This window comes from Xanthomonas codiaei (genome assembly GCF_002939785.1).
Classification (GTDB): Bacteria; Pseudomonadota; Gammaproteobacteria; order Xanthomonadales; family Xanthomonadaceae; genus Xanthomonas; species Xanthomonas codiaei.
In genome coordinates, this window is record NZ_MDEC01000012.1 from 17,223 (window position 1) to 31,325 (window position 14,103).

Sequence of the window (14,103 nt, forward strand, 5' to 3'; positions counted from 1 at the left end):
GTGTACCAGCGATACATGAAGGTTCCGCGCACCTGCCACGCCGGCCTTGCGGCTGCGCAATAGCGTTACCAGCCGTTCCAGACGCACCACCCCGCTTCGGCGGGGTCATCCCTTCCTTCTGCGGCCAACGCCCATGACCTCTTCCACGCACTCACGTTTGAGCGGACGCCTGGCGTACCGCCTGATGGTCGGTACTGCGGTCATCGCCTTGCTGTGCTTCGGCCTGACCGCAGCCATCACCTACTGGCAGAGCAGCCGTGCCTTGAGCACCTCGGCGCAGGCCACGATGCAGAACGCCGCGCGCTACCAGGCCGAGCAGATCGGCAGCGAACTCGGGCAGGCGCTGACCACCGGTCAATCCCTGGCCACCACCATGCTGGTGCAGCGTGCCAGCGGTGGCCTCAGCCGCGATACCGCCGCGGCGATCGTGCATGACCAGCTGCTGGACCATCCGGAATGGGTGGGCATGGGCACCTTGTGGGAAACCCAGGCCTTCGATGGCAGTGACGGCGATTTCGCCAATGCCAAGGGCCACGACGCCACCGGTCGTTTCATGACCTATTGGGGACGCGACGGCCAGAAGCTGGTGCGCGAACCGCTCACCGATTACGAAACCCCAGGCCTTGGCGACTGGAACCTCAAGCCGCGTGCACTGCTGCGCCAGACCGTGGCCGAACCGTACGATTACAAGATCGGCGGCAAGACCGTGCTGATGACCACCCTGTCCACGCCGATCCTGCAGGATGGCAAGTACCTGGGCGCGGTCACCGTGGACGTGGCGCTGGCCGCCTTGCAGCAGCGCCTGGGTGCGCTGCGCCCGATGCGCAGCGGTTATGTCGAACTGATCTCGCCCGCCGGCGTGGTGCTGTCCTCGCGCGATGGCGCACGCATCGGCAAGCCGGTGACCGATGCGCGGCATCGCCGCATGCTGGAGGCGATCAAGGCCGGCAAGGACTCGGTGGATTTCGATCCCGATGCCAACGGCAGCGTCAGCGCGTATGTGCCGTTGCAGATCGGCAAGGCACAGGAGCGATTTGCGCTGGGCGTAGTGGTGCCGTATGCCGCCATCATGCAGCAGGCGCACCGCTTGTTGTTGACGATTCTGCTGGTAGGCCTGGGCTCGGCAGTGGTGCTCAGCGGCGCCTTGTTCCTGCTGCTGCGCCGCCAGGTGGTGCGTCCGCTGGAATCGGCGGTGGGCGTGGCCGATGCGATCGCCTCCGGCAAGCTCGACAACCACATCGCCGTGCAGCGGCAGGACGAAGTGGGCCGCCTGATGGGCGCCATGCAACGCATGCAGAACGACCTGCGCGCGCGCATCGAGCGCGACACCGCCATCGCCAACGAAAACCTGCGTATTCGCACTGCGCTGGAACACTCGGAAATGGAAGTGTTGCTGGCCGACGAACAACACAACGCGGTGTTCATCACCGAAGCGCTGCACACGTCGTTCAAGCGGGGCGAGCCCGCGTTCCATGCCAAGGGCCAGAACGGCTTCAGCGCCGATGCGGTGGTCGGCAAGCCGCTGGACTATGTGTTCGGTAGCGACAGTGAAGGCCGGGCGCGCACGCAACGCCTGCAGCAATTGCAATCCACCACCCAGGAGCGCTACACCTTCGGCCCGGTCACGCTGGACCTGACCATGACCCCGCTGTACGCAGCCGATGGCCGTCGCAGCGGCAGCATGCTGCTGTGGCGCAATGTCAGCGCAGAAGTAAGCACGCAGAAGGAAGTGGCCGCGCTGGTGCAGTCCGCCTTGATGGGCGATTTCGGCCAGCGGCTGGCGCTCGAAGACAAGCACGGCTTCTACCTGGAATTCGGTCGCCAGCTCAATGGTTTGCTGGAAACCACCTCGCAAGGCCTGGAACGCATTTCCAGCCTGCTCAGCGCGCTGGCCGAGGGCGACCTCACCGTGCGCATGGATGGACAGTTCGAAGGTGTGTTCGCGCGTATGCGCGACGATGCCAATGCCACGGTGGCGCAGCTGACCGGCATCGTCTCCGGTATCCAGACCTCGGCCACGCAGATCAATGCCGCCGCCAGCGAGATCGCGGCCGGCAATCAGGATCTGTCGCAGCGCACCGAACAACAGGCCGCCAACCTGGAAGAAACCGCCGCCTCGATGGAAGAGCTCACCTCCACCGTCAGGCAGAATGCTGAACACGCGCGCCAGGCCAATCAACTGGCCATCGGTGCGGCCGGTGTCGCCTCGCACGGCGGCAGCGTGGTGGCGCAGGTGGTCACCACCATGTCCGGTATCGAAACCTCCTCGAAGAAGATCGCCGAGATCATCAGCGTCATCGACGGCATCGCCTTCCAGACCAATATCCTGGCGCTCAACGCCGCAGTGGAAGCGGCGCGTGCCGGCGAGCAGGGCCGCGGCTTCGCCGTGGTGGCCTCCGAAGTGCGTACCCTCGCCCAGCGCTCGGCCGGTGCTGCCAAGGAGATCAAGCACCTAATCGACGACTCTGTCGGCAAGGTGGCCGAGGGCTCGCATCTGGTCCACCAGGCCGGCACCACCATGGCCGAGATCGTGGCCAGCGTGCAGCGCGTCACCGACATCATGGGCGAGATCTCCGCCGCCTCGCAGGAACAATCGACCGGCATCGAGCAGGTCAATCTCACCATCACCCAGATGGACGAGGCCACCCAGCAGAACGCGGCCCTGGTGGAAGAAGCCACCGCCGCCGCACGCGCGATGGAAGAACAGGCCGGCCAGCTCACCGACGCGGTGGCGGTATTCAAACTCGGCCAGACAGCCGCACCTGTGCAGGCCGCCGCGGCCAGCAGCGCGGTGCAGCATGCCCAGCCCCGATCCAACCGTGCAGCGGGCGGCGGCAAGCGCGTGGCTGCCCCGCTACGCCACACCACCAAGCCTTCTGCCAACAACGCCGGCAACGACAGCCAGTGGCAGGATTTCTGAGCGCACGCGCACGCCGGCATTCTCGCGGTCCGGATGCCACCGTTGCGCCAAGCTTGCGTCACTGACGGCGCCGATGGAAAAAAAGCCCGCCGTGCGGTGACGCAAGAGCGGGCATTGCAGACCATCGACCCACGTCGCCCGGTGGTCGAACGCGCCTGCAGGCATGCCAGGCAAGCCAATCGCACACCGACGCACATCGCCGCGACGCCAGCGCACTGGCGCCGCCGACATTGTCGTTGCGCACGCTTGCCGCGCCACCGCGCGCCATCCATCGGCCACGCGTAAAGATTTATCTGGCATTGCCGTTAGCGGGAGTGACAGCGACCGTCTGCGTCCCCCACAGCGACCGTCGCCCACGCTCCGTATGCGTGCTGGTGCAGGCAGTCGCCAGAGGCATGCGTCCGTTGCTGGTTGATTGCAGGGGTCGCCATGAAGTCATCCGTTCTCGTCAGCTGTCTTGCACTGTGCGGCGTTGCCGGTCATGCCTGCGCAGAAGATCCGATCGCCACCGATCGCCCGGATTTCGTCGAATCCAGCCTCACCGTGGGCCACCAGCGGCTACAGGTGGAAACCAGTGCCGCCTGGGAACGCGATGCGTCCGTGGACGCGTATTCCACGCCGACGCTATTCCGCTACGGGCTGGGCCAGACCTGGGAATTACGGCTGGAAACCGATGGCTGGCAACGCATCGATGCGCCCGGCGAGCCCAGGCGCAGCGGCATGTCCGATACTGCACTGGGCATCAAGCACCATCTGGCCAGTTCCGACGATGGCAAGACCTCGCTGGCCTGGCTGCTGCATGTGGATCTGCCCAGCGGCGCGCGGGCGCTGCGCGGCCATGGCGCGCGCCCATCGTTCCGGCTGGTGGCCGAGTGGGACCTCAGCGACAGCGTCTCGGCCGGCATGATGCCCGGGGTGATCCGGGACGACGATGGCGAAGGCCACCGCTATACCGCCGGCATCTTCGGTGCGGTGATCGGCAAGGCCTGGAACGAGCGTGTACGGTCCTTCGTCGAAGTGGCGCTGCCGCAGATCGCCAACACCGACGATGGTGGCACCGTAGCCCTGCTCGACGTCGGCTCCGCCTGGCTGCTGAGCAACGATGTGCAACTGGATGCGGTCTACAGCCGCGGCCTCAACGACCGCTCGCCCGACCACGCACTCGGCGTCGGTCTGTCCTTCCGCTTCTGACACGGACTGCACGATGAAGATCATGCACATGCTGGGCATCCTGGTGCTGGTGGCCGCGCTGGCCCTGCTCGCCCTGGGCGGTGTCGGCTACAACGGACAGCGCGGCCTGCTGCACGCCATCGCCGCGCAGGTCACCTCATCGGACGCGCTGCGCAGCCATATGCAGGCGGACATGATGCACGACGCCCTGCGCGGCGACGTCACTGCCGGGCTGCTGGCTGCCGCACGGCAGGACGATGCCGGCATCGCCGCTGCGCGCAGCTCGCTGGGCGAGCATGCCGACGAGTTCCGCCAGGCGGTGGAGGCCAACCGCAAGTTGCCGCTGGACCCGGCATTGCGCAGCGAACTGGAAGCCGTCGCCCCCGCACTGCAGGCCTACATCGCGTCGGCCGGCCAGGTCATGACGCTGGCCGAAACGCATGCCGACAGCAGCGCCGCCTACACAGATTTCACCGACAAGTTCGGCCAGCTCGAAACCCGCATGGGTGCGATCAGCGAACGCATCCTGGCCCTGAATGAGGCCAACCGCAGCCAGGCCGAGCAGTACAGCCATCGCGTGATGTGGCAGCAGGGCAGCGCCGTGGTAGTAGCGTTCGTGTGCCTGGCCCTGGCGGCCGGCTGGATCCTGCGCTCGGTGTTCGGTCTGCTCGGCGGCGAGCCGCAGCTGGCCATGGCCGCCGCGCAACATATCGCCGAAGGCCGCCTGGACCAGCCGATCCCGGTAGCCGCACACCACGCCAGCAGCCTGATGGCCGCGCTGTCGCGCATGCAGCGCGACCTGCGCGAACGCCTGCAGCGCGAGCGCAGCATCGCTGCAGAAAACCTGCGCATCCGCACCGCACTGGATAACGCCTCCACCGGCATGTACATCGCCGACCCGGACCTGACCATCATCTACACCAACAACGCGTTGCAGACCTTGTTGCAGACCCATGCCGAGGACATCCACGCGTGCGCACCGGCATTCGACCGCAGCTCGGCCGTGCTCGGGCAGCCGGTCTCGCTGCTGGAGATCGGCAACGCGCAGGATGCGGAAATCTACCAACGCCTCGATCGCCAGGGTGCAGCGCAACGCGACGTGCACTACCGCAGCGCCTGCATCACCCAGAACGTGTCGGCCATCCGCGATGCCGCCGGCGCGCATCTGGGATTCGTCTGCGAATGGCGCGACCGCACCGCCGAGGCGCGGGTCGAAGTCGAGGTCGCCGACGTGGTGCGCAGCGCTGCCGCCGGCGATCTGTCCAGGCGCATCGACAGCGACGGCAAGCAAGGCTTCTTCCTGCAACTGGCGCAACAGCTCAATGCACTGCTCGATGCCAATGCGGTCAGCATCGCCGAAGTCTCGCGCCTGCTCAGCGCACTGGCCGAGGGCGACCTGAGCGCACGCATGCACGGCGACTTCCATGGCGTATTCGCCCGCATGCGCGACGATGCCAACACCACTGCCGAGCAACTGGCGCAGGTGATCGGGCGCATCCAGCAGGCCGCCGGCAGCATCCATACCGCTTCCAGCGAGATCGCGGCCGGCAATCAGGATCTGTCGCAGCGCACCGAACAACAGGCCGCCAACCTGGAAGAAACCGCCGCCTCGATGGAAGAGCTCACCTCCACCGTCCGGCAGAATGCCGAGAGCGCGCGCCAGGCCAATCAACTGGCCATCGGTGCGGCCGGTGTCGCCTCGCATGGCGGCAGCGTGGTGGCGCAGGTGGTCACCACCATGTCCGGCATCGAAACCTCCTCCAAGAAGATCGCCGAGATCATCAGTGTCATCGACGGCATCGCGTTCCAGACCAATATCCTGGCGCTCAACGCCGCAGTGGAAGCAGCGCGTGCCGGCGAGCAGGGCCGCGGCTTTGCCGTGGTCGCCTCCGAAGTGCGTACCCTCGCCCAGCGCTCGGCCGGTGCTGCCAAGGAGATCAAGCACCTGATCGACGATTCGGTCGGCAAGGTCGCCGAAGGCTCGCATCTGGTCCACCAGGCCGGTACCACCATGGCCGAGATCGTCGCCAGCGTGCAGCGCGTCACCGACATCATGGGCGAGATTTCCGCGGCCTCGCAGGAACAATCGGCCGGCATCGAGCAGGTCAATCTCACCATCACCCAGATGGATGAAGCCACCCAGCAGAACGGCGCACTGGTGGAAGAAGCGACCGCCGCTGCACGCGCGATGGAAGATCAGGCCGGTCAGCTGGCGCAGGTGGTGGCGCGCTTCACGCTGGCCGATGCGCCCCACGCCATTGCAAAGCGCAGTGCCATGCACGTATCGCCCGCGCCCGGCGCGCATGCACTGGCCGCCACCCGATAGTGCGCTCGACGACACAATGGTCGCGCTCGGTTATCGCGGCCAGTGACCGGCGCATCGAGCCAGAACGCGCGGCCTTGCAGCAGCAGTCGCAAAGGCTGTCGTAGCAAGCCGGCTGCTGGTAAATCAGCAGCTTTTCGCAGTAAATCCGCACATTTGCAGTGTGCGGCGGTGCTGCCGTTCATCCTTGAAAAATAAAGTATCGAGCCCCGGGGCCGCTAGCGTGCAGGACAACATTGCGACGCGACATCCCTGGAGTAATAGATGAACAAGTTCAACGACTGGCCCATCCGCCGCAAGCTGATGTTTGCGTTCTGCCTCAGTGCCGCCCTCACTGCCCTGCTTGGCGGGCTGGGCTTCTCGCGCATGAAGCAGATGCAGCAGCAGGCCGTGCTGATCAACGAAGATGTGGTTCCGGTGCTGACCCGGCTCTCGGAGCTGCGCGCATTCGGCGGTGAATTCCGTATCTACGAATCGGGCCAGTTCGTCAATCTGCAGAACCAGGAACGCTACGACTACTTCCTGACCCGCATGGACGAAATCCAGGGCAAGTACGCGCAAACGCAGAAGGCGCTGGAAGCCAAGATCGCTGCCGGCTCGCCGCTGAAGGCCGGCTACGACAAGCTCGCCAAGGAAAGCGCCAGTTACTTCGAAGCCAACAAGACCTTGCGCGCGCTCTACAAGGATCCCGACTACGCGGCCGCGGTGGCTGCGAACAAGCAATCCGGCGACATCCGCAAGGTGCTGTTCCAGACCATCGACAAGATGTATGCCGAGCAATCCACCGCGCTGGCCAACATGGTGGCCGCCAGCAGCGCCTCGTTCAAGATGACCAGTGCGGTGCTGTTGATCGGCACGCTGCTGATGGCGGCCCTGTCGGTCACCTTCGGCTGGTTGATCGCGCGCAGCATCACCACGCCACTGTCCAAGGCGCTGGGCGCCATCCAGGCGGTCTCGCGCGGCGATCTCGGCGCGCAGATCGGCACCACCAGCAAGGACGAAATCGGCCAGATGCTGCAGGCCACCGGCGACATGACCCGGTTGCTGCGCCGCTTCTCCGACGAGACCACGCGCATGTCGCACCTGCACGCGGCCGAAGACATCACCCATCGCATGCCGGAGGATTTCCCCGGCGTGTACGGCAATCTGGCTGTCGGCATCAATACGATGATCTTCGAGCACCTGGATGCCATCGTCGATTCGGTCGCCATCCTCAACCAGTACGCCCAGGGCGACCTGACCCAGGATGCGCGCCGCCTGCCCGGCAGCCGCGCCGTGCTGCACGAAGCCATGGACGCGGCCAAGGCCAGCCTGCTGGCGATCAATACCGAGATCAAGCAACTGGCGCAGGCCGCCGCTGCGGGCGACTTCAGCGCACGTGGCGATGCCGCACGCTTCAAGTACGACTTCGCTGTGATGGTGGCCGACCTGAATTCGATGATGGAAGTCAGCGACCGCAACCTGGGCAAGCTCTCGCAATTGCTGGGCGCCGTGGCCGAGGGCGACCTGACCGCCCGCATGGACGGACAATTCCACGGCGTGTTCGCGCGTTTGCGTGACGATGCCAATGCCACCGTGCAGCGCCTGACCGACATCGTTGGCCGCATCAAGCATTCCACTCTGGCCATCAACACGGCCGCCGGCGAAATCGCCGCCGGCAACCAGGATCTGTCGCAGCGTACCGAGCAGCAGGCTGCCAACCTGGAAGAAACCGCCGCCTCGATGGAAGAACTCACCTCCACCGTCAAGCAGAACGCCGAGCACGCACGCCAGGCCAACCAGCTGGCCATCGGCGCGGCCGGCGTGGCCTCGCATGGCGGCGCAGTGGTCGGCCAGGTGGTCACCACCATGTCCGGCATCGAAACCTCCTCCAAGAAGATCGCCGAGATCATCAGCGTCATCGACGGCATCGCGTTCCAGACCAATATCCTGGCCTTGAACGCGGCCGTGGAAGCGGCACGTGCAGGCGAGCAGGGCCGCGGCTTTGCCGTGGTGGCCTCGGAAGTGCGCACACTGGCACAGCGTTCGGCGGGTGCAGCCAAGGAGATCAAGGGCCTGATCGACGATTCGGTGAGCAAGGTGGCCGAAGGCTCGGCGCTGGTGAATCAGGCCGGCAGCACCATGAGCGAGATCGTCTCCTCGGTGCAGCGCGTCACCGACATCATGAGCGAAATCTCTGCTGCCTCGCAGGAACAGTCCGCCGGCATCGAGCAGGTCAACCAGACCGTGACCCACATGGACGAAGCCACCCAGCAGAATGCGGCGCTGGTGGAAGAAGCCACGGCCGCAGCCCGCTCGATGGAAGACCAGGCGCAGCAGCTCACCGAAGCGGTGGCGCTGTTCCGTCTGTCGGCCGAGCTGGAGTCGGTGACCCGCGCCACCCCGGTGGTGCGTCAGATCACGGCCAGCAAGCCTGTTCCCGCCAGCAGGGCCGCCAAGCCGGCGAGCCGGCCGGCGCCGCGTGCGGCCGTGGCTGCGGCGGTGTCCAACGAATCGGATTGGGCAGAGTTCTGAGCGCTCACTGCAAACCGATGACTGGCTGACGACAAAGCCGCGCGATGCACCTCGCGCGGCTTTGTCGTTGCTAGAGGTGGCGCACACCGCTGCGGTGCGGCGGGACAGCGTGAAAGCAGGCCCGTCTATTTGTCGAATCGTGTCACGCTATGCAATTTTTGCGACAAGGTATTCAAGAAGGCACACCAGGCGCCGCTAATTACGATAGTCGCATGGATTATGTCAAGCGCCGCGCGACGCATCAAAAGTCACCTACCTGACCCTGAGCGAAGGCCCGTCATGAATGCCCTACTGCAACGCTACAACGTCGGCCCGCGGCTTGCCGCTGCGTTTGCCGTCCTGATCGTCCTGTCTGCTGCAATCGCGGTCATCGGATACCGTGGCCTGTCCTCTGCGCGCGATCTGGTCGACGATATCGTGCACCAGAACATGGTGAAGATTCGCTTGTCCAACGACATGATGAATGCCAACTTCATTATCGGCATGCAGTTGCGCAATGTGGTGCTGCCGACCACCGATGAAGAGAATCGTAAGTTCATCGCCATCATCCAGTCGGCACGTGCCGATTACACCAAAGCCCGCGAAGCGCTATATGCCATGCCGCCTTCGGAGCAAGGCAAAGTCCTTCGTGCCGAGATCGATGCACGCCGCGCCGAAGTCAAGGTATTGAACGACAAGGTCATCGATCTGGTGATGACCGGCCACAGCGATGAAGCCCTGCCCTTGCTGCTCACCAAGGCTGCACCGGCCATGCAGGTCTGGCAGGACAAGATCGCCGAGAACATCGCGCTGCAGGACAAGATGGCAGCCGATGCATCGGCCGTCGCGCTGAAGTCGATGGACGATTCGCGCAAGTTGCTGGTTGCCGGTACCGCGCTGGTGATCCTGCTGAGCACCGCGCTGGGCCTGCTGATCACGCGCAGCCTAACTCAGCCGCTTGGCCGCGCCACCCGCGCTGCAGAAGCCATCGCCAGCGGCAAGCTGGATAACGATGTCGATACCCCGTTCAACGACGAAGCCGGCCGCCTGCTCAAGGCCATGCACAAGATGCAGTCGCAGTTGCGCAACCTGCTGGCCGCGCAAACCGACATGGCACGTCGCCATGACGAAGGCCAGATCAGCTTCCGCATCGATGCCAATGCGTTCCCGGGCGACTACGGCCGCATGGCCAACGACACCAACAACCTGGTGGCCTCGCATATCGCAGTGAAGATGAAGCTGGCGCAGATCATGGGCCGCTATGCCGTTGGCGATCTCAGCCAAGACATGGACAAGCTGCCCGGCGAAAAGGCCGTGCTTACCGACACCATGGCACAGGTCAAGCTCAACCTCGGCGCGATGAACACCGAGATCAAGCACCTGGCGCAGGCCGCCGCCAATGGCGACTTCAGTGCGCGCGGCGATGCCGAGCGCTTCCAGTACGACTTCCGGGTGATGGTGGAAAGCCTCAACACCTTGATGGCCACCGCCGATGGCAATCTGCAGTCGCTGTCGGGCCTGTTGCAGTCGATCGCAGCCGGCGACCTCACTGCACGCATGAGCGGCGAGTTCCGCGGCGTGTTCGCGCAGATGCGCGATGATGCCAATGCCACCGCCACCCAGCTGGCCGACATCGTCACCGGCATCAAGCAGTCGGCCGTGTCGATCAAGGGCGCCGCCAGCGAAATCGCCGCCGGCAACCAGGATCTGTCGCAGCGCACCGAGCAGCAGGCGGCCAATCTCGAAGAAACCGCCGCCTCGATGGAAGAGCTCACCTCCACCGTCAGGCAGAATGCCGAAAGCGCGCGTCAGGCCAACCAGCTGGCGATCGGCGCTGCCGGTGTGGCCTCGCAGGGCGGCGAGATCGTCAGCAAGGTGGTCGAGACCATGAGCGGCATCGAAGCCTCGTCCAAGAAGATCGCCGACATCATCTCGGTCATCGACGGCATCGCCTTCCAGACCAACATCCTGGCCTTGAACGCGGCAGTGGAAGCGGCACGCGCCGGCGAACAGGGCCGCGGCTTTGCGGTGGTGGCTTCGGAAGTACGCACCCTGGCGCAGCGCTCCTCGGGCGCGGCCAAGGAGATCAAGGACCTCATCGACGACTCGGTGCAGCGCGTGGCCGACGGCTCGGTGCTGGTGCACAGCGCCGGCAAGACCATGGGCGAGATCGTGGCCAGCGTGCAGCGCGTGACCGACATCATGGGCGAGATCTCGGCCGCCTCGCAGGAACAGTCGGCCGGTATCGAGCAGGTCAACCAGACCGTGACCCAGATGGACGAAACCACCCAGCAAAATGCCGCATTGGTAGAAGAAGCCACCGCCGCGGCACGTGCGCTGGAAGAGCAGGCGGTTGGGCTGACCGAGGCAGTGGCGGTGTTCAAGACCGATGCGGCCTACGCGCAGCCGGCCGTACGTGCCGCGCCTGCGCGCCCGGCAGTGACGCCCGCGCTGAAAGCGCAGGTGGCGGCGGCCGGTCGTACCGCCGCGTCCAAACCACGCGCGGTGGTCACCGCCTCCAGCAACGACACCAGCTGGCAGGAGTTCTGAGGCAAGCGGACACAACAAGCTGAACGGAGCCGGTCGGCAGCAGTGCCGACCGGCTCAAGGCATAACAGGTATCGGCCGATAGCCAGGGTACGCCCAAGAGACGCCCCGATGACCCTTTCGCCCGCGCTGCCGCTGCATCCCGCTCCGTCCGCTCCGCTCCGCTGGACCCGCCGCTGGGACGATCTGGGCATCGCCAGAAAGCTCGGCGCGATCGGGGTGCTGGCGCTGGTCGGGCTGGTCATTCCGGTGCTGCTTTACCGCGGCAAGCTCAATGAGAGCGTGGCCATCAGCAGCAACGAGTTGCGCAGCTACGCGCCGCTCGGGCAGATGCTGGACCTGATCACCGACCTGCACGCGGCCCATGTCGACAGCGGCGCCACCGCCAGCGCAGCGGCGCAGCGTGCCGAACGCGACCTGCAACAGCTGCTTGCCGCCACCGCCGCCCTGCCCGGCTTCGAACGCAGCCAGAAACAACTGCTCGCGCTGCAGCAGCGCCACGTGGCCGGCGTCGCCGCCAAGGACTACGCCAGCGTGAGCGAACAGGCATTCACCGCGCTCGATGCACTGCGCGACGACAGCCAACTGGTCTATACGCCCTATATCGAAAGCTACCACCTGGTGGTGGCCACGCTGATCTACAGCCCCGACGCCACCGAGTCGCTGACCCGCCTGGATGCCGCCAGCGACCCGTCGCAGGCCGGCGACAGCCGCGCCATGCTGCGCGAGCAGCTCGGTCAGCTGCAGCGCAATCATGTGCGCTTCCGGCATGAGCTGGACAAGGCCATGGGCCTGCTCGAACAGCCAGACCCCGCGCTGGCCGACGCCGCCGCCACCGAAGCGGCGCGCGCGAACGCGGCACTGGCCGCCCTGGGCAGCGCGCTGGAAGGCAGCGATGCGCAGGCCGACACGCAATGGAACGCCGCGCTCGATACGCTGGGCCAGGCCATGCAGGATCTCAGCCGCACATCGCTGCAGGCCTTGCAGCGACAGTCCGAACGCCACCTGGTGGCTGCACGCAATGCGGTCTGGCAGGCGATTGCCGGGCTGTCGCTGCTGGCGGTGCTGATTGCCGCGCTGTGCTGGTACACCCTGTCCAGGCTTACCCGCAATGTGCGCCGTGCCGCCGCGGTGGCCGCCAACATCGCGCAGGGCGACCTGGACGAGCACATTCTTCCGCCGTGCCGCGATGAAACCGGCCAGCTGCTGGACAACATGCGCCAGATGCAGGAACAGCTGCAGCGCGTGCTGGCGGCGCAGAGCGAGATGGCGCAGCGCCACGACGCCGGGCAGATCAGCTTCCGCATGCAGGACGAGCGTTTCCCGGGCGCCTACGCAACCATGGTGCGCGACACCAATGCCCTGGTTGGCTCGCATATCGCGGTGAAGATGCAGCTGGCGCAGATCATGTCGCGCTATGCCATCGGCGACCTGAGCCAGGATATGGAACGCCTGCCCGGCGAAAAGGCCGTGCTCAGCGAGACAATGGACACCGTCAAGGCCAATCTGTCGGCGATGAACAGCGAGATCAAACTGCTCGCCCAGGCCGCGGCCAACGGCGACTTCAGCGTGCGTGGCGATGCGCAGCGCTTCCAGTACGATTTCCGCGCGATGGTGGACAGCCTCAACCACCTGATGTCCACCGCCGATGCCAACCTGCACGCGCTGTCCACGGTGTTGCAGGCGATCGCCGCGGGCGATCTCACCACCCGCATGCAGGGCCAGTTCCATGGCGTGTTTGCGCGCATGCGCGACGACGCCAACGCCACGGTGGCGCAGCTGGCCGATATCGTCGGGCGCATCCAGCAGGCCACCGATGCCATCAACGAGGCAGCCAGTGAAATCGCCTCCGGCAACCAGGATCTGTCGCAGCGCACCGAACAGCAGGCCGCCAACCTGGAAGAAACCGCCGCCTCGATGGAAGAGCTCACCTCCACCGTGCGCAACAACGCCGAGCATGCCCGCCGTGCCAACCAGCTGGTGGTCGGCGCCGCAAGTGTCGCCTCGCAAGGCGGCGAGGTGGTGGGCCAGGTGGTGGGCACCATGGCCGGCATCCAGGCCGCGTCCCGCAAGATCGCCGACATCATCGGCGTGATCGACGGCATCGCCTTCCAGACCAACATCCTGGCGCTGAACGCGGCGGTGGAAGCGGCGCGTGCCGGCGAGCAGGGCCGCGGCTTTGCGGTGGTGGCCTCGGAAGTGCGTACCCTCGCCCAGCGCTCCGCCGCTGCGGCCAAGGAGATCAAGCACCTGATCGACGACTCGGTCAGCCGGGTCGACCACGGCAACCAGCTGGTCGGCCAGGCCGGCCGAACCATGCAGGACATCGTCGATTCGGTGCGCAACGTCACCACCATCATGCAGGAGATCAGCGAGGCCTCGCAGCAGCAATCGCAAGGCATCGAGCAGGTTGGCCAGACCGTGGCGCAGATGGACCAGGCCACCCAGCAGAACGCCGCGCTGGTGGAAGAAGCCACCGCCGCGGCACGTGCGATGGAAGAACAGGCGCAGCAACTGCGCGACGCGGTTTCGGTATTCCAGCTGCAGGCCGCGGCACCGGCCCGCTTCGGCCAGGCCGCCTGATCGCCAGAGCGTCTTGAGGAAACCCGTCTGCGGCGCAGCCCGCAGGCGGACAGCGGTGCAGCCGCTG

6 protein-coding genes are annotated in these 14,103 nt (G+C 65.8%); all 6 read left to right on the top strand.

What is annotated here, in order from left to right:
• Positions 1–133 precede the first annotated feature (133 nt).
• Complete coding sequence (locus XcodCFBP4690_RS10360; RefSeq protein WP_167394560.1) at positions 134–2,920, top strand: methyl-accepting chemotaxis protein; 2,787 nt, start codon at positions 134–136, stop codon at positions 2,918–2,920.
• A gap of 429 nt (positions 2,921–3,349) precedes the next feature.
• Positions 3,350–4,111, top strand: a complete 762-nt coding sequence (locus tag XcodCFBP4690_RS10365) for a transporter (RefSeq protein WP_104540873.1) — start codon at positions 3,350–3,352, stop codon at positions 4,109–4,111.
• 13 nt (positions 4,112–4,124) lie between these two features.
• A complete protein-coding gene (locus XcodCFBP4690_RS10370) occupies positions 4,125–6,416 on the top strand; it encodes a methyl-accepting chemotaxis protein (protein WP_104540874.1) in 2,292 nt (763 codons plus the stop codon).
• A 261-nt stretch (positions 6,417–6,677) separates the two neighbouring features.
• Positions 6,678–8,927 (top strand): methyl-accepting chemotaxis protein, encoded by a 2,250-nt coding sequence (locus XcodCFBP4690_RS10375; RefSeq protein WP_104540875.1) that lies wholly within the window; start codon positions 6,678–6,680, stop codon positions 8,925–8,927.
• Between the two features lie 279 nt (positions 8,928–9,206).
• Positions 9,207–11,456: a methyl-accepting chemotaxis protein gene (locus tag XcodCFBP4690_RS10380; protein ID WP_104540876.1), complete on the top strand. Its 2,250-nt coding sequence runs from the start codon at positions 9,207–9,209 to the stop codon at positions 11,454–11,456.
• Between the two features lie 108 nt (positions 11,457–11,564).
• Positions 11,565–14,036, top strand: coding sequence for a methyl-accepting chemotaxis protein (locus tag XcodCFBP4690_RS10385; RefSeq protein WP_104540877.1), 2,472 nt, complete (start codon positions 11,565–11,567; stop codon positions 14,034–14,036).
• Positions 14,037–14,103 lie beyond the last annotated feature (67 nt).